Annotated in this window: 22 protein-coding genes; 16 read left to right on the top strand and 6 right to left on the bottom strand. The window is 39.1% G+C overall.

What is annotated here, in order from left to right; translation table 11 throughout:
- Positions 1-289: 289 nt before the first annotated feature.
- A complete protein-coding gene (locus ACQKMH_RS21475) occupies positions 290-817 on the top strand; it encodes a DinB family protein (RefSeq protein ID WP_427589437.1) in 528 nt (175 codons plus the stop codon).
- Between the two features lie 251 nt (positions 818-1,068).
- Here ACQKMH_RS21475 and brnQ read toward each other — a convergent pair whose 3' ends face one another.
- Positions 1,069-2,409 carry a branched-chain amino acid transport system II carrier protein gene (gene brnQ, locus ACQKMH_RS21470; protein ID WP_427589436.1) on the bottom strand — a complete coding sequence of 447 codons (1,341 nt, stop codon included), beginning with the start codon at positions 2,407-2,409 and terminating at the stop codon, positions 1,069-1,071.
- 704 nt (positions 2,410-3,113) lie between these two features.
- On the opposite strand from brnQ, the gene ACQKMH_RS21465 reads away from it, so the two are divergent.
- Positions 3,114-3,602 (top strand): hypothetical protein, encoded by a 489-nt coding sequence (locus ACQKMH_RS21465; protein ID WP_427589435.1) that lies wholly within the window; start codon positions 3,114-3,116, stop codon positions 3,600-3,602.
- Positions 3,603-3,955: 353 nt separating this feature from the next.
- A complete protein-coding gene (locus tag ACQKMH_RS21460) occupies positions 3,956-4,480 on the top strand; it encodes a GNAT family N-acetyltransferase (protein WP_427589434.1) in 525 nt (174 codons plus the stop codon).
- 288 nt (positions 4,481-4,768) lie between these two features.
- On the opposite strand, the gene ACQKMH_RS21455 is transcribed toward ACQKMH_RS21460, so the two are convergent.
- The gene (locus ACQKMH_RS21455; protein ID WP_427589433.1) at positions 4,769-6,601 is read right to left on the bottom strand and encodes a sigma 54-interacting transcriptional regulator; all 1,833 of its coding nucleotides are present in this window, start codon (positions 6,599-6,601) and stop codon (positions 4,769-4,771) included.
- A gap of 194 nt (positions 6,602-6,795) precedes the next feature.
- Here ACQKMH_RS21455 and ACQKMH_RS21450 point away from each other — a divergent pair, with 194 nt between their 5' ends.
- The 9 genes from ACQKMH_RS21450 (at position 6,796) to ACQKMH_RS21410 (ending at position 14,299) form a co-directional block, all read left to right on the top strand.
- On the top strand, positions 6,796-6,999 hold the full coding sequence (locus ACQKMH_RS21450; protein ID WP_427589432.1) for a hypothetical protein: 204 nt from the start codon (positions 6,796-6,798) through the stop codon (positions 6,997-6,999).
- 87 nt (positions 7,000-7,086) lie between these two features.
- Positions 7,087-8,517 (top strand): purine-cytosine permease family protein, encoded by a 1,431-nt coding sequence (locus ACQKMH_RS21445; RefSeq protein ID WP_427589431.1) that lies wholly within the window; start codon positions 7,087-7,089, stop codon positions 8,515-8,517.
- A gap of 30 nt (positions 8,518-8,547) precedes the next feature.
- Entirely contained in the window at positions 8,548-9,537 is a 990-nt protein-coding gene (locus ACQKMH_RS21440) for a heme-dependent oxidative N-demethylase family protein (RefSeq protein WP_427589430.1), read from the top strand.
- 13 nt (positions 9,538-9,550) lie between these two features.
- Positions 9,551-10,072 (top strand): hypothetical protein, encoded by a 522-nt coding sequence (locus ACQKMH_RS21435; RefSeq protein WP_427589429.1) that lies wholly within the window; start codon positions 9,551-9,553, stop codon positions 10,070-10,072.
- Between the two features lie 5 nt (positions 10,073-10,077).
- Positions 10,078-11,043: a PDR/VanB family oxidoreductase gene (locus ACQKMH_RS21430; RefSeq protein ID WP_427589428.1), complete on the top strand. Its 966-nt coding sequence runs from the start codon at positions 10,078-10,080 to the stop codon at positions 11,041-11,043.
- Positions 11,044-11,089: 46 nt separating this feature from the next.
- The gene (locus ACQKMH_RS21425; RefSeq protein WP_427589427.1) at positions 11,090-12,583 is read left to right on the top strand and encodes an aldehyde dehydrogenase family protein; all 1,494 of its coding nucleotides are present in this window, start codon (positions 11,090-11,092) and stop codon (positions 12,581-12,583) included.
- Positions 12,584-12,847: 264 nt separating this feature from the next.
- Complete coding sequence (locus ACQKMH_RS21420) at positions 12,848-13,039, top strand: YjcZ family sporulation protein (protein WP_427589426.1); 192 nt, start codon at positions 12,848-12,850, stop codon at positions 13,037-13,039.
- A 246-nt stretch (positions 13,040-13,285) separates the two neighbouring features.
- The gene (locus ACQKMH_RS21415) at positions 13,286-13,789 is read left to right on the top strand and encodes a DinB family protein (RefSeq protein ID WP_427589425.1); all 504 of its coding nucleotides are present in this window, start codon (positions 13,286-13,288) and stop codon (positions 13,787-13,789) included.
- A gap of 237 nt (positions 13,790-14,026) precedes the next feature.
- Positions 14,027-14,299: a hypothetical protein gene (locus ACQKMH_RS21410; protein ID WP_427589424.1), complete on the top strand. Its 273-nt coding sequence runs from the start codon at positions 14,027-14,029 to the stop codon at positions 14,297-14,299.
- 127 nt (positions 14,300-14,426) lie between these two features.
- Here the strand turns inward: ACQKMH_RS21410 and ACQKMH_RS21405 are convergent, their stop codons facing one another.
- From ACQKMH_RS21405 to ACQKMH_RS21395, 3 genes are all read right to left on the bottom strand, one after another.
- Complete coding sequence (locus ACQKMH_RS21405; protein ID WP_427589423.1) at positions 14,427-15,833, bottom strand: M20 family metallopeptidase; 1,407 nt, start codon at positions 15,831-15,833, stop codon at positions 14,427-14,429.
- 48 nt (positions 15,834-15,881) lie between these two features.
- The gene (locus ACQKMH_RS21400) at positions 15,882-17,141 is read right to left on the bottom strand and encodes an amidohydrolase (RefSeq protein ID WP_427589422.1); all 1,260 of its coding nucleotides are present in this window, start codon (positions 17,139-17,141) and stop codon (positions 15,882-15,884) included.
- A gap of 113 nt (positions 17,142-17,254) precedes the next feature.
- Positions 17,255-18,799, bottom strand: a complete 1,545-nt coding sequence (locus ACQKMH_RS21395) for an AbgT family transporter (RefSeq protein WP_427589421.1) — start codon at positions 18,797-18,799, stop codon at positions 17,255-17,257.
- A gap of 423 nt (positions 18,800-19,222) precedes the next feature.
- Here ACQKMH_RS21395 and ACQKMH_RS21390 point away from each other — a divergent pair, with 423 nt between their 5' ends.
- From ACQKMH_RS21390 to ACQKMH_RS21375, 4 genes are all read left to right on the top strand, one after another.
- Positions 19,223-20,527 carry a hypothetical protein gene (locus ACQKMH_RS21390; RefSeq protein WP_427589420.1) on the top strand — a complete coding sequence of 435 codons (1,305 nt, stop codon included), beginning with the start codon at positions 19,223-19,225 and terminating at the stop codon, positions 20,525-20,527.
- Between the two features lie 367 nt (positions 20,528-20,894).
- Entirely contained in the window at positions 20,895-21,512 is a 618-nt protein-coding gene (locus tag ACQKMH_RS21385) for a LysE family translocator (protein ID WP_427589596.1), read from the top strand.
- A gap of 461 nt (positions 21,513-21,973) precedes the next feature.
- On the top strand, positions 21,974-22,708 hold the full coding sequence (locus ACQKMH_RS21380; protein WP_427589419.1) for an AzlC family ABC transporter permease: 735 nt from the start codon (positions 21,974-21,976) through the stop codon (positions 22,706-22,708).
- Positions 22,699-23,025, top strand: a complete 327-nt coding sequence (locus ACQKMH_RS21375; protein ID WP_427589418.1) for an AzlD domain-containing protein — start codon at positions 22,699-22,701, stop codon at positions 23,023-23,025. Before ACQKMH_RS21380 ends, ACQKMH_RS21375 begins: the two co-directional genes overlap by 10 nt.
- 123 nt (positions 23,026-23,148) lie before the next feature.
- On the opposite strand, the gene ACQKMH_RS21370 is transcribed toward ACQKMH_RS21375, so the two are convergent.
- Entirely contained in the window at positions 23,149-24,009 is an 861-nt protein-coding gene (locus ACQKMH_RS21370) for an isocitrate lyase/PEP mutase family protein (RefSeq protein ID WP_427589417.1), read from the bottom strand.
- Positions 24,010-24,120: the final 111 nt, after the last annotated feature.

Here is a 24,120-nt window from a genome sequence, read left to right as displayed (position 1 = left end):
TGGAGCAACGGATAATGGTTGAACAAGGACGGGAACAGGATCATTTACAAGGCAGGCGTATATCAGAGGGGATGAGGGCCAATCTTTTTTTGAGGAATGAATCTTGATTTACGAAATCAGATAACTTAAAACGAAAAAACATAAACAAAAAAGAGGGTAATCTTAAGGATTGCTCTTTTTTGTCTTGATGTCACCCTAAATAAACCTAAAAACCATGTAATTCTGTTGAAAAGAAGGAAACAACCATTTTTTAATAGAATGTACGTGGAATGAGAGGAGGTTGATTTTGTTGGAGAAAAGAGTATTAAGGGTATCAGCATTACCTGAATACGAAGAAGAAATTGGACGGTGGTTATGGTGTTTGGAAGATGTTCGCCGTACGCTTATAACGGAATTAACGGGAATCAGCCAAAATATACTTGATACGAAAATGGATGAAAGGCAAACGATAGGTTCGTTGTTATATCACATAGCTTTAGTTGAAGCAGATTGGTTATACGAAGAGGTACTTGTTACGGAATGGGACTCGGAAATACTCGCATTGTTTCCATTAGAAAGCCGTTCTGAAGATGGCGCCCTAACCCACATTGAAGGACAAACTTTGGAAGAACATTTTGACCGCCTGAATAAGGTGCGTGAAGTATTCCTTTCAACCTTTCGTTCAATGGATCTAAATGATTGGCGTAAACCAAGAGTGCTTGAAAAATATGACGTCACACCTGAGTGGGTCGTTTACCATTTGCTTGAACATGAATCACATCATCGGGGGCAGATTTTTCAACAGCTGAAGAAGTTACGATATGAAATAAAAAGATAATGACAAGGGACCTTTTTTATTTTGCAAAAGCTGAAATGGATGCAAACCTAAGAATGGTATATGCTATAAAAAGTCGAGTGCAACCACAAATTAATGCAATACACTGTCCTACAGCGGGAAAATTCGATTTATTGCAGGAAAATCATTCTACAGAGGAAGAATCCGTCCTAGCGGCAAAAAATCCAGCGAAACAAAAAAATCTGTCCAGGCATTTTTCCAGGACAGATTTTTTATTGCTGCTTTTTTTTTGTTTAATCTATTTGATGATTATGACCGAATTTCGAGCGTAAGATGCTGCTGGCATACCCGATGAATCCTCCAACAATAGCAGGGATAATCCACCCCAGCCCTGCCTCATACAAAGGCAGGATTTCATTAAAGAAATCATTAATGACTGAAATGTGAATTCCGGCTCCATTTAATCCATCAAATAAACTGACGATGAATGTTAAAAGTAAGCTTCCTTGATAAACTTCAGGTCTCCCATGAAATAAAGAATGAAAAAATGTCAAGAAAATCAACACAATGGCTAACGGGTAAATGGCCGTCATTACAGGGACGGAAATGGCGATTAATTGTGTTAGGCCAATATTCGCGATGATAGCACTGAAAATCGATAAACTAATAGCGATTGTTTTGTAAGGCAGGTTTGGCAATAGCTTATGGAAGTACGTCGAGCAGGATGTAATAAGTCCAACGCTCGTTGTTATACAAGCTACAGTAATCATCAATCCCAATAATATTCCGCCATACGCACCAAAGTAGTAATCCGAGACTTTGGCTAAAACTACACCTCCATTATCCAAGTGACCAAGTTTTCCTACACTGGAAGCACCCATATAAGAAAGAGCTGTATAAATGGTTGCAAGGATAATGGCAGCAATGGCTGTTGCTTTTCCACAAACAATCATTATTTGTTTTTTTGTTTTAGCACCTTTTTCTTTAATGGCATTAATGATAATGATGCCAAAAACAAAAGAGGCTAGTGTGTCCATTGTTAAATAACCTTCTTTAAACCCATTAAAAAAGGGTTGAATGGTATAGTTCTTAACTGGAGCTTGAAAATCTCCAATTGGATGAAGAAAAGCTACCACCACTAGGATTCCAATGAACGTTAACTTGATAGGTGTCAAAACTTTCCCCACAATTTCGACAATTTTCGCGGGATTGAGCGAAAGAAGACACGTAATTGTAAAAAAGATGATGGTGAAAATAAGTAAAGGAAGCGGTCCGGGATTTTCGGGCAAGAATGGTTTTACACCTATCTCAAATGAAACGTTTCCTGTTCTAGGCATTGCAAATAATGGACCAATGGCTAAATAAAGAATGGTTGTGAATACAATCCCAAAGACTGGATGAACGCGGCTTGCTAAAGATTGTAAATCATCTTTACCTGAAAAACCAAGTGCCAATACACCAAGTAACGGTAATCCAACCCCTGTTACTAAAAACCCAGCATTAGCAATCCAGATATTCGTTCCTGCTGATTGACCAAGCATCGGCGGGAAAATTAAATTTCCTGCCCCAAAGAATAGCGCGAATAACATGAAACCAATCACTACTATAAATGAAGATGGTACTTTATTAGACAAATGATAACCTCCATAAAACCAAAATTTACTATTGTGTAAAATTATTAAATTTTCTAAAAATTATACACAAACTAATATTTAAGACCGTATCGTATTATATCTAAATAAAATTGATATTTCAATATATTTTTTAAATTTTATTATTTACCTTAATGACCAGATCCTCCATTTCCATCTTTCCTTATCTTATTTTGGACATCTATAAGCAACTCATACCATTAAGTTGGAATCGTTTTGAATGATATAAGCAAAGACTTAGAATGGCAAGGAAATGTATTGGAAATGAGGGAATGAACATAAAACAATCCTTAGCTGATTGTTTTTATTTGTATCGTATACAGGAGCACGGTGAGGAAATAGGAGGGAGGCGAGTGGAAGGCGCTCAAAAATTATTTAACATTTAATAAAGATGGAGAGCTCAGGATCACGAACATAAATAATGAATGAAAAAAATCACGGGTGATTGGAGTAGAGGGGTGAAAATTGTCGGCTTGGAAGGAGGACTTTAATGATTTTTTTTTAGGATGCAACTTTTTTTCTTGATTTCAAGGTCATCACTTTAGGTGATTGCACATAAATTAAAACGATATTATTAAGTCATTCGCCAACTAGTTAGGTAAATGACAGCACCATCTCCAACGGGAAGAGGTCATATTTCCAAGTCAAAGGGTCCGCTACTGCCTTAAATCAATGGAGGTATGAGTATGATAAATTTTAAGTTTTTTCATGGGACCGTCACCATGATTAGTGATTTTACAATAGGGCTAAACGGTGAAGGAGAAGGCTGTTATAAATTAGTATCTGTAGAAAGCGGAGGAGCATTAGTGAATTTCGTTGTATCACCTACAACTTACTTTGTAGACCATGTAATCGTGTCAGTAGGGGATAGGGTAACTGGATATTATGATGCGAATGCACCTGTTCCGCTTATTTTCCCACCACAATATCGAGCACTTGTCATGGTAAAGGATAGTCCATATCAGAATGTGAAAGTGGACTATTTTAACAGTCAGTTAGAGAGCAGTGATGGCCAATTACGTTTAAATATATCTTCATATACTCAAATCGTCTTAACAAATGGTCAACCCTTTTCAAGAAACCCTGATAATCGAAATCTAATTGTCATCTATGGACCTGCTACAAAAAGCATCCCCTCCCAAACCACACCCTATCGAATAATAGTTTGGTGTTAAAGGTTATTATAGTTGACGTTAGAGAGCTGATGATTGCGCTTCTTGAATAAGGGGTGCTTTTTTTATTGCTTTCTCAAGGAAAATCCCTCAGCGTAGAAACTATTGCAGTTATCTTAACTCAGAGAAAATTAAGAATAGATCACCAGCCACGGAAGATGAATTTTGGAATGTATTCACTTGAATATGGATATTTATGGTAAAATTTAAAAGATAAGAGGGCACCAAATGAAAGATGAAAAGGAGTATTTGAGAATTGTGTCAATGTTAATAAATCGTGTATAGTTCATTTCGTTTGCCAGTGACTAACTTTCTTAATCTATCGGGGTAGATAAAAATCACAAGGGGGTGGGAGAATGTTTCCTATATTAGAAACTGAGCGGTTAGTTTTGAGAGAACTTATTGAATCTGACGCAATAGATATATTAAATTGTTTCTCTAATACAGATGTATTACGTTATTACGGACAATATCCATTAACGAGTATAGATCAGGTTAAACAAATTGTCAGGAATTTTTCGAAGAATTATGATGAAAAAAGCGGTATTAAATGGGGAATTGAAAAGAAAGGTACGGAGGGTATTATCGGAACAATTGGAATTCAAGAGTGGTCTCCTGAACATAGGAGAGCAGAAATAAGCTATGCACTTTTTCCTGTACATTGGAGCAATGGGTATGCAACGGAAGCTGTTAGTAAAGTGATTTCCTATGGTTTTAATGAGCTTGGTATAATGCGTATCGGAGCAGTTGTTTTTGTTGAAAATAAAGCATCTAATAAGTTGCTAACAAAATTAGGATTTGTAAATGAAGGAACTTTGAGAAATTATATGTATCAAAATGATGTTCCGTTCGATACCAATATTTATTCTTTGTTAAAGTGAAAAACATTGAAAATATCTTATAGAACTAACAGGTTCTAGAGTTGCTTTGGCAGCTCTTTTTTCTTTTGGAGCGAAAGGGCAGGTTAGCTTCATGAGGAGAACAGTTCTTTCATGTCGCATAAGACACAAACTGTGCATTAAGGAAAAGCCTGAATATGGGCTTTTCCATAGTGATGTCCTGTATCGTTTGCATGAATATATGAGTTTTTCCGTAGGTCCCATCTTAATAATGTAAGGTGATAATGTTGCCATTTGAAAAAAGAGGTCCCGGTATGCTGCACCCTAAAATCAAATATGTATTTTAAGTTGCTTACTGAGACGTTGCATTTCCGAATTAATATAGGATTTGCTGTAATCACATCCGACAATAGCAACTATATTGCCGTCATCATCAATAATTGGTGCAAGGCTTGTTTTCCAATCACCGTACTTGTCTTCGTATATGGGAGTAACACCTGCTTTACCATTAAAGGCCTGGTAAGCAACATTCATCATTTCTGGCGGACCGATATATTCTTCCATTGGTTCAATTACAAAGCCTTTATCTGCAACGAGGTGAATCAGACGTCCATCCTCCGTCATGCTAAAGATAAAGACCCATTCAATGACGCCTTCCTTTTCTTGAATCATGGTAAGCTTTTGTTTCAATTTTTGTGAATAGGAATTTGAGCGGTTCATGTTTTTTTGTAGACTGATAACCTCTTCAGCGGGAATGATTGCTGCAGTCACTACGGCAATGGAACGGAGCCGTTTATTTATTTGTTCTTCTAAAATGGCCCGTTTATTCACTGGTGAAAGGCGAGCCTCTTCAATTTTATTACGTATTTTTTTATATTTTCTACTCATCGTTGGCTGGCTTACTTCCAATACCTTCGCCGCTAATTTTAATGATTTGTATTGTTCCATTGCCATGTTGATCAGTTGTTCCTCCACAAGGTCGAATGCTTCTTGCAGCGGCATTAGAAAATCGATAACTGGTGTTGAAGTGGGTTTGGACTCTTTTAGAGGCAAAACCTCTTTGACCATTGCAACATCCACTTCCGGTTTTCCGCTTGTAATCGCAAGCCTTTCCACTATATTTTCAAGTTCGCGCACGTTACCGGGCCATTGGTGGATACATAGCATGTCAATGGCATCCGGGGTGAAAGCAACCTTCCGATTGTAAAGTGTATTGTACTTTTGTAAAAAAAATTGAACTAGATAGGGGATTTCATCTACACGATTCCTAAGCGGAGGAAGGTGAATCGGTACGACATGAAGACGATAATATAAGTCTTCTCGGAATTCCCCTTTTTTCACCATTTTTTCGAGAGATTTATTTGTCGCGGCGATTACTTGAATATCAACAGGGTGGGAGGTCGAACTACCAATTGGTGTGACAACGCGCTCCTGAAGGACACGAAGCAGTTTTACCTGTACGTTAAGCGGTAACTCGCCCACTTCATCTAAGAATAAGATACCCTTATGGGCAAGTGTGAATTTTCCCATGGCGCCGCCTTTCCTTGCGCTGGTAAAAGCCCCTTCTACATAGCCAAACAGTTCGCTTTCAATCAGGTTTTCCGGGATTGCGCCGCAATTGACAGGTATAAACGGTCCTTCGCTTCTGTTCCCCATATTATGTATGGCCCTGGCAGCCATTTCCTTTCCTACTCCGGATTCCCCCAATAATAGGACTGTTGCGCTGACATCACAAACCATTTGCATTTTATGAAGAACATCATGCATGGATTTACTATGGATTACAAAAGGGAAAGATAGCTTTTTCGATTCCACCGATGGCCCGGATTGAATCCCTGATGTATCTGGGTAAGAGTCTTTAATTTCTTTGTAAGCCCAAACCCATTTCCCTGATTCAATCGGGTATGCCGTCACCAGTATTTCGAAACCCTCCCATGTGGACTGCATGAAAGTTTTTTTTTCATCATTGCCCATTACCTCTTCTGCCAAGCTCATAGAAAATAAATCTTGTTCCACATCCTTGATAGAACCACCGGCACTAGCAGATTTGACTGGATGGAATAAGGAATTTCTTGTTCCGGTCGATTCCAGGATGGTGCCTTTTTTATCTGTAACAATAAGCTGATCATAAATAGACAAGAGTGCAGAGGTGAGGTGATCCATTTTTGTCTACCTGCCTTTCATTTAACTTTCTAGATTCAATACTACAGAAATTTCACAATTGTTCAATAGTTTCAAAAATGAATATTCTTCCTATTGAAAACCCTGTAAGCAAAGTGTTTCTGATTGGCATGGTTATTGCAATAAAGTAAAGAGAAGGGACTAAAAAGCATGATTGCAAGGAGGGAGAAGCAATTTTGAATAAAGAGAATCAGTTTCAACAGAATATCAATTCAGAAGATCCCTTTATTAAAAGTCTATATTCAGATTTGAATGAGCGGATCTATGCCTATGAACAGGAGGATGCTGTGAAAGTCGAGAAAATGAAATGGAAGGATGCGACAGGCTCTATTTTTTTCATGATTTTAATCATCATCTACTTAGTCTATGTACTTGTTTAATGTAGTTTACTGTTACACCACCTAGAACATTAACAGCCTCATTTCCAAGCAATTCAATCATTTTATCTAAAGTTGGGAGAGAAGTGTGTGAGTAAAGAGAATTCCTCCATTTCAAAGGATGTGGCTTTTGGATTTTTACCGGCAAATAAAAGTGACCGGATTTTTAACCTTCGGGATTTAATTTTAATTCAGGTTGTTATTGGCCTCTCCTCTTTTGGGCTGTTAACTGGTGGATACACAGGTACAATGCTTGATGCAAAGCAGTCACTTGCAGCGATTTTATTCGGTAATGCTTTCCCTATGTTGTTGATTGTTCCCATTACCCTGTATTTTGCGCGCTATGGCATAGACACCTTTGTCGGGTTCCGAAGTTCCCTAGGGTATCTAGGATCCAATATCTTTTTCTTTGTTTTTCTTATTTTAACTCTCGGCTATATTTCCATTGCACTGTTTATGTCCGGACAGGCGTTAACAGAGGCTGCTAATTGGATAGGGATGCCTTCCTTTTTCTCCAGCCATACAACGGGAGCGCCGTTTTTCTCGATTTTACTCTTTATCTGTGCATTTCTTGTAACAGTGAGGGGACCAGTAGCCATTCAAAAGTATACCGCAGTAGCCGTTCCGGTTTTTATGGTTCTCATGTTTGGCCTTCTCGCAATAGTCTTGTTTGGACAGGGGTTCACGAAAGTTGCCAATATCCTCCCTTCTGAACCGTTTGAAACGACTACACGTTCATTCGCGACAGCCCTGGAATTAAATATCGGTCTCGGCTTCTCATGGCTTCCATACCTTGGCCAATACAGCCGTTTATCTAAAACAGAAGGGGGAGCCTTTAAAGCGGGCTTTTACAGCTACGGAATCATCGTATGTATCGCAGCTTTAGTTGGGGCACTTGCAGCTTTAGTCGCTGGTTCACTTGATCCTTCTGACTGGATGTTTTCAATCGCAGGCAGCTGGGGTGGATTCATTGGCTTGATTCTACTTTCGGTAGGGAATGTCGGTGCAGCCATTTTCCTTATGTACTCACAAGCTGTCAGCTTTAAAACGGTATTCCCGAAAAAGTCATGGATGATTGCGATGGGTACAACGGTACCAACCATATTCTTACTTCTAAGCTCTACGTTTTACGATGCATTTGGTTCATTCATTGCTGTCATTTCCTTCATTATGGCTGTTATTGGTGGCATTGTTGTTGCGGATTACTTCTTTGTAAAGCGCCAACGCATTTCATTAAGAGATTTGTACGACACGCAAGGCTCTTACACCTATTGGAAAGGCATTAATCCTTCTGCAGTACTTACGATGGTTATTGGGACTATCTCTTACTGGGCACTCTATAATCCATTGACTTTTGAGGCAAGTAACTTTTTCCTTTATACAGCTGCCGGCATTCCAACATACTTTGTCGCGTTAGTCACTTACTATGTTTCATCTAAATACATTTTCCGTTATGAAGTTGACATGGGTCACTCATCTGTTGAATTAAAAAGAAGCCAAATAGAAAAAAACGCACTATGAAGAATTTTGAAAACGAGAGGAGATTGTTCAATGTTTACACAAAGTTTAGAATTCAAAACTACTGATTTAGATACATTCCCGTTTCCCTTCACTTCAGGTAACTATCGCTATTCAAATGACTTGAAAAGACTCTCAAACATGAACTGTATTGAAGTTACTCCAGAATACAGGCTCCAAGTGGAATCGAAGCGGCGTCTCCTTCAAGAACAGCCACATATAAGGTTTCAATCATTTCCTCACACATTAGAAATGCAATGGGAAGTATTGGAGATGCTTATCGACATGGCAACTGATCGCCATCCGGAGCATTTCGAGGTCATAAAAGATGGAGACAACTGGACCTTCAAAAACCACATCTTTGGGGAATCTGATTCCTTCGTATTTGGCGATGCTAGCACGCTTCCAAATGAGCCGCTTGATTATATTGGCCGTCATTTCCACAATGATTTTGTGTTAATGGTTCATCGCGACAGTAACTTTTATTTGGAAGTGGGGCAAGTCTCATACGCCGCCCTCTTCTCAGCTAATTGGAATAAAGGCATGTCCTTCGATGAAATACATGCACCTGTTCCATTTGTATCGAAGAAAGGCGACGAGCTAGCAGAGCGTGTTCGTAAGTTTTTATTATCCATCGAGCCAGGAAAACCGTGGACACGCATCAACTGGAACCTGATGGCGGACCGTTGGGATGTCAACTATGAAACGATGGATGTATGGGGGCCGCAACGTTCTGATGTAACACCAGAAAATGCAGGAAAGCTGGTTCGTTTGCGTGTTGAAGAACAAAAATTTTATCGCATGCCACGAAGCAATGCCATTCTATTCGTATTGAACACACAATTCCTGCCACTTGAAGATTTGACATTGCGTCAGGAGTGGTTTGATCTGACATATAGCGTGCTGCAGGATATTCCTGAACCTATGGCGGAATACAAAGGAATTGCCCCATTTCTTCCACAATCGGTCGAATATTTGAGCCGCATTGATGAAGAACAAAAAGCGAATATAAACAATAAATAGGAGGAAGAGTGCCTTGTACAATAGTCCAGTATTGTTTGATAAATCTGTTACGATCGTAAATCATTTCACTCCACGGAATGAACGAAGAAAGTTTGTCGTCATTTCTGATCAAGCCGGATACGAAAAGGTGAAGAATTTCACTTCTGAAATTACAGGTACAGTACCTGTCGAATGTCTTTCTATTAACGGAATGGATGATAAAGAGGAGATTAAGAGATTCATCTTGTCACAAAAGATGGGCACCCAATTTTATATTGCGGCTGCATGGAACAATGCCGTTATGGTCTTCTCATTGGGGGTAGAAGCTGGTCTATCTGAAGATGAAATTCAGACAGTGATCATCGGGCCTAAACGGCGCTACGTATATTGCATGAAATGTTTCGAAGTGTCGGAAGTCGCAGAAGAAGCAGCGATTGCAGAATGTGACCATTGCAGCGCCAGTCTTGAAATTGGTCCTTTTTATTCAATCGTACGGGAAGGTTATATTGGTTACCCATTCATCCCAGTCGCAAAAGAAGAAGTAATAGGGAGCTGATCATCATGAGGATAGTAGGAAATATTCAAATGAAAGTAAACAAGATCATTCAAGAAACCCCATTCGTGAAACAGTTCGAGTTGGTTCCAGTTGATGGAATGCCATTGCCTGCTTTTACAGGGGGGTCGCATTTAACTACTTTCATGACGGCCGGAGATACGATTTTCGAGAGAGAATACTCGATTATCAGCCATCCAAGAGACCGCAAAAAATATGCTATTTCCATTCGTCGTGACGAGTCGTCTCGCGGAGGCTCCGCTTACTGGCATGACCAAGTAAAGGAAGAAACAAGGTTGGAAGTCAGTTTCCCTAAAAACAACTTCCCTCTCAGCTTTCGAGCAAAGCATCATGCTTTTTATGCAGCTGGAATCGGCATCACTCCATTTCTGGCAATGATGGAAGACATGGCTGCGGAAGGCCAAACTTTTGAACTCCATTATGCGGCACGAACACCGGAATTATGTGCGTATTATGATTTGTTAAAAGCGAAATATCCTGATCAATGCACCTTTTATTTTTCGCAGTCAGACGAGAAAAGCAGAATGACTCCTGCGACGATGAGGGACCATCGCATTGGCACGCATGTGTATTTTTGCGGACCATTAGAGATGGTACAAGAGTATCGTGAAGCTGCCAGTTCATATGGTTATCCGGAACATGCCATCCACTTCGAATTATTTGCGACAAAAAATGATGGGCAGCAAGACCCTTTCATTGTTGATCTTATAGATAGAGATCGGTCCATCCACGTTCATGAAGGCGAAACACTGCTTGAAGCCCTTTTAAGGGAAGGAATTAATGCACCTTATTCTTGTAAAGTGGGCGGGTGCGGAAGTTGTGAGGTAGATGTTTCAGAAGGTGAAGTAGACCATCGTGATTTCTTCCTTACCGAAGAAAACCGCCAAACACGCAAGACCATCCTGACATGCTGCTCACGAGCGAAGGGCGATAGGCTTGTTTTAAAACTTTAGTGATTAAATGCAAGTTAATTAAAATAATGAATCGGAGGCATATAACATGACCATTTTAGAAACGAAAGTTTTAGAGCTGAAAAATTACATTAACGGTGAGTGGCGGTCCCCATCTTCAAATGAAGTAATCCCGGTAATCAATCCAGCGACACAGGAAGTCATTGCTAGGGCACCGCGTGCGACCAAGGAAGAAACAGAAACCGCGATTTCAGCTGCAAAAGAAGCATTTGAAAGTGGAGTATGGTCAGGTCTTACAGCACAGGAGCGTGCTTCTTACTTATATAAAATCGCGGATAAAATTAATGAACGCGCGGAAGAGTTAACGATTCTTGAAACAATGGATAACGGGAAACTTAAAGCAGAGGCTGGTTTCGATATTGCTGATGCCGCTTCGTGTTTCCGCTACTACGCTGGTTTAATTCAACATCCAGATGGGGAAACTTACCAAGTTCCCGCTCCTGTGCAAGCGATGGTTGTTCGCGAGCCAGTAGGTGTAGCCGGTTTGATTGTACCTTGGAACTTCCCTCTTCTAATGAGCGTGTGGAAAATCGCACCAGCCCTTGCGGCAGGAAACAGCATTGTTTATAAACCGGCAGAAGTGACACCAGTTACGGCAATGAAATTATTTGAAATCCTAGATGAGGTAGGCATCCCTAAAGGTGTGGCTAATATGGTAATGGGCCGAGGGACAGTTGTCGGTCAAACAATTGCCGAAAGCAAGGATGTTGACATTGTTTCATTTACAGGAAGTACAGACGTTGGCCGCGAAATCATGAGAGCGGCAGCAGGCAACTTAAAGAAAATTTCACTTGAGCTCGGCGGTAAATCACCTAACATCGTTTTTGCAGATGCAGATCTAGAGACAGCCGTCGATTACGGATTGTTTGGTATCTTCTTTGGTGCCGGCCAGGTATGTTCATCAGGTAGCCGTATTCTTGTTGAAGAGAGTATTTATGATGAATATGTAAAACGCTTTGTGGAACGCGCAAATAAAATCAAAGTAGGACCTGGCCTTGCAGAAGACAGCAACATGGGGGCAATTGTCAGTGAAGCACAAATGAATAGTATATTGAACTATATTGAAATCGGCAAACAGGAAGGTGCGACACTTGCAGCAGGCGGTCACCGCCTTGTTGATGAAGGTCTTGACAAGGGCTTCTTCATTGCACCGACTGTCTTCACCGATGTAACACCTGATATGCGTATCGTAAAAGAGGAAATCTTTGGTCCAGTTGTTGTCATCCAAAAGTTTAAAGATGAAGACGAAGCTATTAAACTTGCAAATGATACAGACTACGGTCTTGCAGGCGGTGTCTTCGCTAACGATGGAGCTAAAGCACTGCGCGTGATCAAGAAAGTACGGGCAGGCATCACATGGGTAAATGATTATCATCCAACATATGTCGAGGCGCCATGGGGCGGTTACAAACAGAGCGGGATTGGACGCAGTTTAGGAAAATACGGTTTAGACGAATACCAGGAAATTAAACAAATCAACATTAATCTTGATGTAAAGCCGGTCGGCTGGTTTCCAAATTAAACATATAACTCGATGAGAACTGTAGACAAACTCGATAATAATGGAGTTTCATGAGGATGTTGATCGATGTTATATCTGGTACATTCACGAAGCTACAGGAAATATTAAAAGGCAAAAATATGCTGTTAAACCGTGCATTTCAGATCGTAAGGTTGGTAAATAAAAAGTTTCCGGAGATTTTGTGTCATTATCCTAATTAGCACATATGGTAAAGTAACCCATTTAATTAATTCCCTCCTTCAAACAAATAAGGAGATGTTTCTATTGTCAAATTGTGGTCATGAATCAAGTTGTGGTTGTGATAACGGTGTTGGTGGATTTGGTGGCGGTTTCGCTTTTATAGTCGTTTTGTTTATCCTCTTAATCATTGTAGGGGCTGCTTGTTTCTGTGGTGATGGAGGTTACGGTGGCGGTTATGGCGCCGTTCAAGGTCAAGGCTATGGCGGTTTCTGCTAAATAGTATTTAAAAAAGCCGACCTTTTTTGGTCGGCTTCTTCAAGTAATTGTCCATTCATTGTTGATTGGGAACTTCCAGTCCTATATTACATAATACATTCGTAGCAGCGTTGATTGGATAAACTATCGGGGCAGTTTAGCTGAAGAAGAATTATTATAACTAAACCAGAATACATATCATTATAATTTCCATAATTTTACTGGTAAATATGATACGAAAAAACTGGTGAATACGGAGGGATTTAAATGATACATCCCGCATTAAAAATGTACAACTACCACGTCTGGGCAAATGGAGTTATAATTAAACGTTTAAAAGAACTTCCACAGGACATTTATCATAAGGAAATTCAGAGTGGTTTTTCTTCTGTTTCAAAGGTGATGTCCCACATTTATCTTACAGATTTCGCATGGTTTGACATAATCTCAGGTAAAAGTATGAATGAAGCAATGGGGTATACGGATCAAATAAGAAAAGAATTGGAAACGAAAAATATTGAGGAAATGGAAAAAAAATTTCTAGACCTATCTGATCGAAACAAAGCAATTCTGGACAGTCAAAAAGATATTGAAAAGTTGATTGTGGTGGATAATCCTTATGCTGGGTTGCTTGAAACTTCTATTTCTGAATCCGTACTACACGTTGTCACTCATGGATCATATCACCGTGGCAACATAGCCACAATGTTGCGTCAAATGGGGCACACCTCCGTTATGCAAGATTTTGGTCTTTACCTATATTCTAAATAGAACAAGTGGCTCAAGCACAAAATTCTCTTAAAATGGAAAAGTTCTTTCACTAACGAATGGTGCGCTCTTTAATAAGGGGGTGCCTTCTTTATTGAACAAACGACGAGGAGCCGTAAATAGAAGGTATATTTTATTTCTTATACGCTAGATAGTTGCCTATTTTGTGGCGCACTAGATACAAACTACGAAGTAAACGAGGGTAAAAGTGTAAAATATCAATCTAGGTAAGGGGGGTTCATGAAGCGTATTGACGTTGGTTTTCTACCTATGGTTATATTCGTCTCAGTATTACTGTTTATTCTTCTTCAAGGAAAAATATCTAACAACTATCTAGCTTTATCCAAGGGAGACCCCGCAGGAACAAAGGCGCGTATTCCCGTGGAAAATGCGACCGCCTTACATCCAATAAACCCTAAAAAAACTGTAGACCAACTCAATTATTATCGAGTTGGTCTACAGTCTAAAGGGATCTTCCAAAGAAGATCCCTTTTTATACGGCTAATTCACTAAAAGTCACCCAGGGGGTATTCCGTCTGCCTGGGCGATTTTTTTATCGAAAAAGTACTCAAAAATATATGCTATGACAATGGTCATCATTTCAATAAAATATTTCCATCACAACCACTCTAGCCCAGACTTATCTTTTAACTGAGGGCTTTACATCTTGCGGAATCGGGGAGATATAGCTTTTCCCTTTTAATCGTTCTTTTAGCTCAGCTTTTGCTTTGTCTATTAGTTCTGGATTTTGGAGCACTTCCACTGCAGTTGCCGCAATAACCTTGCCAGCATGAAGCATACCTTTATGGGCAATGGATGTTGATCCGAGTGTAACCCACTGCCAGCTATGCAAAGGGGATCCAAGGACAAAACAAGCTGTTGTGCATTGAGCAGTAGGAACAATCCAACTAACATCTCCCACATCCGAGGAACCTGTTAATGGTGATTGACAGCCTTCAATGGGCTCTAACCAACTTGCCATAGCATCATCTTGGCTATCTTTAAACGGATTTGTTGTACTATTCCTTTCTTGTTCGGTTAAGGTATCACGCACTTCTTTTGCAAGCTGTATTTCCTTATCATTGTGTTGTGGAATACCTAATTCTTGAAAGTTCTTATACATGACGGATTCTAACACTGTGTTTTGAATAACATTAGAACAGGCTTTATCGAAAACGATTTCTACTTCAGTTCCTGTCATAAGGGCTGCGCCTCTAGCAATATTGCAAACTCTTAAGTAAATATCTTGCACTTGTGAAACTTCTGGAGCTCGTACTAAATAAAGAACTTCTGCATCTTGTTGGACAACATTAGGTGATAATCCACCAGAATTCGTTATCGCATAATGGACTCTTGCTTCTTGGATAATATGCTCTCTTAAATAGTTCACGCCAACATTCATAAGTTCTACAGCATCTAAAGCACTCCGGCCCAAGTGTGGTGATGCTGCTGCATGTGAGCTTTTGCCTTTAAACTTATAATACACTTGGAAATTCGAAAGCGAATCCATCGACATAATGCCATTAACATCCAGTGGATGCCAACAAAATGCAAAATCCACATCATCGAACAAACCTTCTCTGACCATGAAGGTTTTGCCTGATCCTCCTTCTTCTCCAGGACATCCATAATAACGAACTGTCCCATTTATATGATTCTCTTCCATATAATCTTTCACTGCAACAGCAGCAGCTAAGGATCCCGTACCAAGTAAATTGTGTCCACATCCATGGCCGTTTTCACCTTGTACAATTGGCTCTTGTTTAGCTGTAGCTTTTTTTTGACTCATACCTGACAACGCATCAAATTCTCCCATGATTGCCACAACAGGTTTACCAGTACCAAAGCTCCCAATAAATGCCGTCTCTATGTTTCCAACACCTTTTTCAACAGAAAAGCCTTCGCTTTCTAATGTGCTGCATAGTAATTCAGCAGATTGATATTCTTCAAATCTTGTTTCTGCAAAATTCCATATACGGTCACTAACTTCAATGAATTTTTCTTTTTTTTGTTCAATGATTTCTGATAGTCTATTTACATGTGTCATAGTACACTCGTTCCTTCCTATCTATTCATTCGATTAAAAAATGAAATATTATTTTAATAGTCGTCTTGCAATAAGATTCAACAGTTCAACACTTTTAGGTAAAACTTCTTCTTGAATATCAAATTTAGGGTGGTGATGTGGTGCAGGAATATCGGTCCCGATAATCATATATGTCCCTTTACCACCATTATCCTGTACTCTTCGAATCATAAAACTGGCATCTTCGCTTCCTGCAGAACCGGATTCCCTACATGCTTTGATTGTTGAAAAACCATCCACTTTTCTGGCTTCTTCCATAGCTAGCTCGACGAGTTCCTGATCACATTGAATGGTAATTGCTTGTCCTATAATTTCAATTTCATGTTCAAGCTCATGCATACCTGCACTGTGAGCCACAATATTTCGAACGCGTTTCTCTATTTCTGCATTTGTTTCTTCGGTTACAGAACGGGTTTCAATGACCATTTTGGCATGCGCTGGAATAATATTGGCGGCTGTTCCGCCATTGAGAATACCTACATTTATGCGGGTTGAGCCTGAACTAAATCTTGGGATAGCATGAATATTCAATAATGCAGTGGCTGCTCCTAATAATGCATTTTTTCCTTTTTCAGGAGAAGCACCTGCATGAGAAGATACCCCATGAAAATGAGCGGCCATTTTCGTACTTGCTAAAAAGCCTGAAGACCCACCATGAAATTCTCCTAAAGGGACATCTGTGCCAAGGTGCATACAATATATATGATCTACATCATCCAAAATTCCTTTTTGTACAATTGAATAGGCACCGCGCACTCCTTCTTCAGCTGGTTGAAAAATAAGCTTGACCGTTCCTGCGAAGTTCCGGTCCGCTAATTTTTCAGCAAGCCCTAAGCCAATTACTGTATGTCCATCATGAGCACAGGCATGCATATTCCCTTCATATTTGGAGCGAAAACCGTTTGTTTGTGGGAAGTGGTCAGAATCAGTACTTTCCGTAACAGGTAATGCATCCATATCAAACCGGAAGGCTACAGTTGGACCTTCTGTTTTTCCTTTTAATATACCGATAACGGCCGTATATCCACCCTCCATTTCTTGGAGAATTTCTGGATTGGCACCATCTTGCAATGCTCTATTAAATGCTTCTTCTAATACTTCTGTAGGGGGAACTCCACGGCGGGAATCCCCATCTAAAGCATCTCTCCCAAATATCACGTTATATGATAATGAAGTTAGTGCTTCGACTACCTTTGAAGCCGTTCGAAATTCAGTAAAGCCAACTTCAGGGTGTTGATGAAGATCACGTCTTAATGAAATAATATCCAATTCGTTTCACTCCTAATTTTATTTGATGAAACTCATAAATGTTTCGACCTGGCCCAAGCACCACAGCCCCTTAAGTCGCTGAAGGGGCTAAAAGGCGCATTTGATTTTTCAAATTACGGTAATTTTGGATATACTCCAGGACCAATTGGGAGTCCAAGGAAATACCAAACCACTACTAATAGCGTCCAAATGATAAAGATGATAATCGGATATGGCAATATAAGAGAATAATATGTTCCTAGTTTTGCATCTTTTCTATACTCTTGTAAGAAACTTAAGAATAGTGGGACAAATGGAGATACAGGTGCTAATGGGAGAACAGATGAATCTGCGACCCTGAACAACATTTGGGCGAAGGCAGGATGATAGCCCAAAACCATGAACATTGGGACAAAAACCGGTGCTAAAATAGACCAAATGGCGGATCCGCTAGCAATGAACATGGATAGAAGTCCAGATAAGAACATTAACCCAATAAGGACGGGTGCACCATCTATGTTTAGCTGTTCTAAGAGATCTGTGATGGATAATGCCAGAAATTTACCCATATTACTCCAGTTAAAGCAAGCGACAAACTGGGAAAGTGGAAAAACCATAATAATAAATCCGGCCATTCCTTTAATCGGGTCTACTAATAATTCTGGAATATCATTTTGTTTCTTAATTGCCCCCACCTTAACTCCATACGTAATAGAAACTGTAAAAAAGAAAAGTAAGATGATCGCGACAATACCAGACATGAATGGAGAGGGAAGAATAGCTCCAGTTTCTGGATTTCGTAATAGTGCTCCTTCAGGAACGACTAGAACGACCATAACAGCTATAAAAATCAATGCTGAAATACCTGTAGCAAGGAGTGCTTTGTTTTGTTGCTTCGTTAATTGCTCCAATTTTTTATGCTGACCGCTACCTTCATATTTTCCTAAGCGCGGCTCAACAAATTTATCTGTAATCAAGGCGATGACAACAGTAAGTACGAGAACTGAAGTCGCCATAAAGAACCAGTTATCGGTAACATTAACTGTCAAATTTGCTTTCATTCCATTAGCTACTTCCGAACTAATTCCTGATAGCAAGACATCTGTTGTGACGATTAATAAATTGGCAGTGAAACCGGAACCAACCCCAGCAATAGCAGCGAGCAACCCAGCAACAGGGTGACGTCCCACAGCAAGGAAAATTAAAGCTCCAAGAGGAGGCATAATAACAAGCGCAGCATCAGAAGAGACATGGCTAAAAAAGGCAACGAATACAACTAAATAACTCGCGTATTTCCCTGAGACCTTTAACGACATTTTCCGAATCAAAACTTCTAACAAACCGACTTTTTCAGCAAGTCCTACGCCTAGCATAAGGGCTAAAATAGAACCTAGTGGTAAAAAGCCGGAAAAGTTTTTAATCATATTCGGCAGTATCCATTGAATGCCTTCACGGCTTAAGAGGTTTTGAACTTCTACTTTCTCTCCACTAATGGGATCCGATGCCGTAACATGGAAAACGGATAAGAGAGCGGTTACAACAAATAAAAAGGCAATCATATAAATAAATAAAATAAATGGATGGGGGATTTTGTTTCCTATTCGCTCTACTTGATTGAAAAATCCACCTTTTTTATGATTTTGCAGATTAGTTGTATCTTTCATTACTTTTTGTTCCATTACATTCTCCTCCTAAACCTTCTTCCATTTTTAGTTTGTGCTTTTTTTGTACCAATCATGTCTATACCTGCTTAAGCCTTCGTGCACTTCATACATACCTTGGTTTTTATTTAACGAATACTTAGCGCTATTTTCGTTAAATGTATTATATAATTAAGAATAATCTATTTCAATAAAATTTTCAGATAAAATAGAATCCTTTTTTTTCTAGCTTTAGGAATCTTGCTAAACAAACAATACGCTTAGGGTCCTTGAAATGCATTTGTAACCACGATTGCCATATTAAAAAGTAGAACGGCTTATTGAGGTCAAACGGTGATTTACATGTTATTGATAGTTGGATCTCAATATTATTCCCTGTTGGGGTTAATTGGTTATTTTGATATAATAAATCTACTAGTAGGGTGTAGGGGTGAAGGTAAATTGTATAAAATTGGTGTTGTAGGTCCACTTGCATCTTTAAAGAAAATCCGGGATGTAACTAATGAATTTGAGCATGAAATAGATTTTATTGATTTTCCATATGAAGATGCACGAGAGGTAACGGACATTATAAAAAATCACCTAAGTACAGTAAATGGTTGGTTTTTCTCTGGACCAGTTCCTTATAGAATAGCAAAAGGAATGTTGGATTCAGAGGCCAATTTTACATATTGTCCTCCCGTAGGATCTAGTTTATATAGATGTTTATTACAAATGTCTGCAGATCAAAAACATTTTTTCGATAAGTTATCCATCGATATGATTCGATTGGAAGACTTTTTTCTGCATGAGTCGCTGCAAGAGCTAGGGATTTCCACCGAACATATTCATGTAAAAACATTTGATGAACAATATGATTATCAAGAAATTGTTCAATTTCATCTTCAGTTGTGGAGGGAAGGGGAGATACATGCTGTCCTAACCGTTTTACAATCTGTATATGAGGCCTTGAAGAAAGAAAATGTTGCTGTCTACAAAATAAATATGACAAAGATGGAAATTCGGCAAGCGGTCAAGATTTTGATTGAAAAAGCAAAAAGCACCTATTTTAAAGATAGTCAGATAGGTGTAGAGATTATTGAAATTGATCAGTTTGATCAATTTGTGGACGAGGTTAATATTCGTTATCATCTTCAGCATTTAGAGTTGAAAATTAAGCAAACGTTGCTTTCATTTTGCGAAAAATTAGATGGATCCCTCATAGAAAATGGAAACGGCCGCTATCAAATATTTAGTTCACGGAAGGCAATTGAACGGGAAATTGGCAGCTTGCAAAGTACTGTTCAATTACTGGCCCTTGATATGGATGTCTCAGTTGCAGTTGGTATTGGTTTTGGTGAGACGGCTGCATCGGCTGAAATCAATGCTCGTAAGGCGATCCGTCATTCGAAAAAGCAAGAAAGTTCCGGGATCGTCGTTATTCAGGAAGATGGTTTAATGATAGAATCTGTAGGTCAAGAAGAACAATTGGCATATACCTCCCGTTCTAATGATAAAGAACTGTTAGATAAATTAAATCAGGCTAACATTAGTGTAAAAACATATAAAAAGATAGAAGCATTGGTTGATCGTATGGGCTGGGACGGCTTTACTTCCTCAGACTTAGCTTCTCATTTATCCATGACCGTTCGAAATGCCCAGAGAATTATGAGTAGTTTAAGTGAATGTGGTTTAGTGGAGTACAAAGGAGAAGAACTTCAATCGCCTCGGGGAAGACCGCGAAAAATTTATATGTTAAAGAAGTAACACCTCGGAGTTCTTGATAAACACGGAAATGTAATTTAAAATCCGCTGAAATTTTTGAGGATGTCCATTAACTATCGTAGAACATTGCCATCAAGATAATATGTAGTACCCCCGAACAAAATTTTGGGCTTTCTTGTAACAAAGAAGTTCATATAAACGTTTGGGGGTTATTTTGGCTTTATGGGCATACGTCGGGATTCCTAGGTCCGGCTTACGGAATATAATTCTTTAACGGCGGTGGAAATCAGCTTTTTTCAATAGCAACAAACGGGAAGAATTATTGAATAAAGCGTCTATTTTACTATGTTAAACGTGTTAAAATAAACGATGTATTGGTCGGATTTACAAATGAAGGGAGCGATGTATGATGTTGACTTTCGTATTAGTTGTTTTGATGTTATTTTTAATCCCAGGTCCCGCTGTTTTTTTGACAATAACTCAAACTATAAAAGGTGGAAAAAGGAATGGAATTATCACAGGTTTGGGTATTGCTGTTGGTGATTTAATACATACTCTTGCGGCAGTTGTTGGACTTTCTGCGATATTAATGACATCTACACTTGCTTTTGGAGTGGTTAAATATTTAGGTTCAGCCTACTTAGTTTATTTAGGGATAAGAGCTTTGGTTGAAAAAACAAAAAAAGTTGAAAAAAAACCTATTACGAAGAAAGTGAACAATAAGCTATCGTTTCGCCAGGCTATGTTAATTGAATTACTAAACCCCAAGACTTCATTATTTTTCTTAGCTTTCTTACCACAATTTGTACGAAGTGATGGTTCCCCAGTGACCATTCAGCTTTTGATGCTCGGATTAACATTTGTACTAATGAGCATATTATATACCACTCTCTTAGTGTTCCTAACAAGTACAATTGGTAATAAGGTAATCGTCAAATCTACCAAGGGTTCAAATTGGTTTGGGAAAGCCGTAGGGGTAGTTTACATTGGTTTGGGAATAAAGCTGGCTCTTCAAACAAACGAATAGTATGTAAATGATAATCATTCGTTAATCAATTGAAGGGTGCCTTAGGCTTAGAATCGAAGCTGTCTTTAAGGCAGCTCTTCTTTTTGCAATTAAATGGGCAGTTCGGTTGAAGAAGGAACCACGGTTTTAAAGGGTGAATGTAAGTAAACTTTAGGGGGAATTAACTTATATACATAACTGGGAAAAGAAAATGGCGCTGCATATGTGGCATTGGAATCTGAGATTCAACGAAAGGATGCTCACCGTTTTTATGTTATTCATTCAGAAAAACGTTGTGATTAAACATGGGGGTAATGCTCTAGCGCTTGTTTTAGTTGCCATCGAATACATTAGACGTGACATGATGTTCGCAAACATGACGCAAGAATGGGGCCCTCAGCAAGTTGTAATTTGAGCGTATTTCAATCACGTTTAGATTTTTATAACTTCCTGAAGAAAAATTTGAGCAAGGAGGGAATAAGATGAGTCTAGAGAACGTCCAGGTGGATACACTTGGATCTCAAAGAGAAGAGGATCGTTTTATTAAAGGGGTAAAAGATTGCGTCCCTACGTTGCTTGGTTATTTAAGCATTGGGTTAGCTGCTGGTGTTGTTCAAAAGACAGCTGGACTTAGCATAGCTGAGATAGCCCTGATGAGTTTAATTCTTTATGCTGGATCAGCTCAATTCATTGCTGCAGGGATGATTGCAGCAAGTAGCTCTTCTACTGCCATCATTATTACAATTTTATTCGTTAATCTTCGTCACCTACTACTAAGTGCAGCACTTTCTCCTTATTTTCGACATCTTTCTCCACTTAGGAACATGCTAGTGGGATCTCTGCTCACGGATGAGACATTTGGTGTTGCCATTAACCAGACTGCGCACAGGAAGCGTATCAGCGAAAATTGGATGCATGGTCTCAATATAACAGCCTATTTAAATTGGGTTTTAGCCAATATTGCAGGAGCACTTTTGGCACAATGGATTTCAAATCCAGAAAAATTCGGTCTGGAATTTGCCTTGCCAGCCATGTTTATTGGAATTCTCGTCATTTCCATATTAGGCAGAAGTAAAATCAAAATCGATGTAGCTGTCGCCATTATTGCAGTTGTGATTGCCGTGGGAAGCTCTTTCGTGTTTTCCAGCAGTATGGGGATTATTGTTGCTACAATCATTGCCTCAACGATAGGGATGGTGGTGGAAAAATGGAAGTAAGATTGGATGTTTTTTTGATTATTTTAGGAGCAGCTATCGTAACTTTCATTCCAAGGGTTGTTCCACTAATGGTTCTTAGTCGTTTTGAATTACCTGAGTGGGGAATGCGATGGTTAAATTATGTCCCCATTTCGGTTATTGCTGCTTTGATAGGGCAGGAGATATTGATGCATGACGGGAAAATTTCGTCTTTTACGAATAATGTTGAACTTTTAGCAGCTATACCCACTTTTTTTATTGCGATAAAGACACGCAGTTTACTAGCTACTGTAATTGCGGGCGTTATTTTCTTCATGGGTTTACGTTGGTTCATTTAACTTTTTCACTCAATCTAATTCTTAACTCAACTCAAAAGAATCATTGAAGCCGATTCCTTGAATAGGAAATCGGCTTTTTCTTCGTTTTGGGTACAAATTCGCTCAAGTTAGATGGGCATGAGATTAGTTCTCAATTTTATCTGTACATGGCTTTAACAATTCAGCCACATCGTTATACGTGATAACGTCGTCTATCATTCGCTGGAAATTTCCTTGATTGATAATATCATCACTAATTTTTTTTAATAATGATACCGTGGCTCTAAAAGGTGCAGATCCACTACTAACTCTCTCAATTCCAATTTCAGATAGCTGATTCAAAGAAGGTGTATCTGCCCCAGCTAACAAGTTGATTGGACAAGAAATTTCCCGTCTGAGCTTTTCGATAGTATCCATATTTTTTACACCAGGAATAAAAATACAGTCTGCGCCTGCTTTTTGATAAGTTTTTGCCCGATTGATGGCAGACTGAAGACGAGTCAAAGGGTCACCAATATTCAGCCAATACAGATCAGTACGTGCATTGATAAATAAAGGTATGTTCAATGATCGAGTCATTTCTTTGATGGCCGTTATTTTTTCAGCTTGTAATGAACTATCAAAAATTGGATCCTCCGGATTTCCTGTCCCATCTTCAAGGTTAATTCCAACCACTCCAGTTGAAAGAATCTGCCTAACGTTTTCTACCACTTCTTCAATGGAAGTTCCATAGCCAAACTCAATATCGGCCGTTACAGGAACATGCACAGAATCGACGATCATTTTGAGAGAATCGATCAATTTTTCAAAGGGCAGGTTTCCTCCATCTGAATAACCTAATGAAATGGCCATACCAGCACTTGTTGTACCAATCGCTTTAAATCCACTTTCTTGAAAAATTCTGGCGCTACTGGCATCCCAAGCGTTTGGCAGTACAAACGTAGATGATTGGCTATGAAGCTGCTGAAATGTATGGAATTTTTTAGTTTGCTTCTGATCATTCATAAAAGTATCTCTCCTTTTCGAAGTAGCTTTACAGCTTTTGTTAAGTGTAAGTGATAAAAATATCAAGGATTATCGAAATATGGAATGCACAATGGATGCATGAACTTCGAT

Origin of the sequence: Peribacillus sp. NPDC097895, assembly GCF_050277555.1 — a bacterium.
In the GTDB taxonomy this organism is placed as follows: domain Bacteria; phylum Bacillota; class Bacilli; order Bacillales; family DSM-1321; genus Peribacillus.
Note: the sequence above shows the minus strand (reverse complement) of the source record. Positions and strands in the feature narration are given on the sequence as shown.

Coding starts and splice junctions, on each gene's coding strand:
- ACQKMH_RS21465 (WP_427589435.1), top strand. CDS start 3,114: ATGATAAATTTTAAGTTTTTTCATGGGACCGTCACCATGATTAGTGAT.
- ACQKMH_RS21460 (WP_427589434.1), top strand. CDS start 3,956: ATGTTTCCTATATTAGAAACTGAGCGGTTAGTTTTGAGAGAACTTATT.
- ACQKMH_RS21455 (WP_427589433.1), bottom strand. CDS start 6,601: ATGGATCACCTCACCTCTGCACTCTTGTCTATTTATGATCAGCTTATT.
- ACQKMH_RS21440 (WP_427589430.1), top strand. CDS start 8,548: ATGTTTACACAAAGTTTAGAATTCAAAACTACTGATTTAGATACATTC.
- ACQKMH_RS21430 (WP_427589428.1), top strand. CDS start 10,078: ATGAGGATAGTAGGAAATATTCAAATGAAAGTAAACAAGATCATTCAA.
- ACQKMH_RS21425 (WP_427589427.1), top strand. CDS start 11,090: ATGACCATTTTAGAAACGAAAGTTTTAGAGCTGAAAAATTACATTAAC.
- ACQKMH_RS21415 (WP_427589425.1), top strand. CDS start 13,286: ATGATACATCCCGCATTAAAAATGTACAACTACCACGTCTGGGCAAAT.
- ACQKMH_RS21410 (WP_427589424.1), top strand. CDS start 14,027: ATGAAGCGTATTGACGTTGGTTTTCTACCTATGGTTATATTCGTCTCA.
- ACQKMH_RS21405 (WP_427589423.1), bottom strand. CDS start 15,833: ATGACACATGTAAATAGACTATCAGAAATCATTGAACAAAAAAAAGAA.
- ACQKMH_RS21395 (WP_427589421.1), bottom strand. CDS start 18,799: ATGGAACAAAAAGTAATGAAAGATACAACTAATCTGCAAAATCATAAA.
- ACQKMH_RS21385 (WP_427589596.1), top strand. CDS start 20,895: ATGTTGACTTTCGTATTAGTTGTTTTGATGTTATTTTTAATCCCAGGT.
- ACQKMH_RS21380 (WP_427589419.1), top strand. CDS start 21,974: ATGAGTCTAGAGAACGTCCAGGTGGATACACTTGGATCTCAAAGAGAA.
- ACQKMH_RS21375 (WP_427589418.1), top strand. CDS start 22,699: ATGGAAGTAAGATTGGATGTTTTTTTGATTATTTTAGGAGCAGCTATC.
- ACQKMH_RS21370 (WP_427589417.1), bottom strand. CDS start 24,009: ATGAATGATCAGAAGCAAACTAAAAAATTCCATACATTTCAGCAGCTT.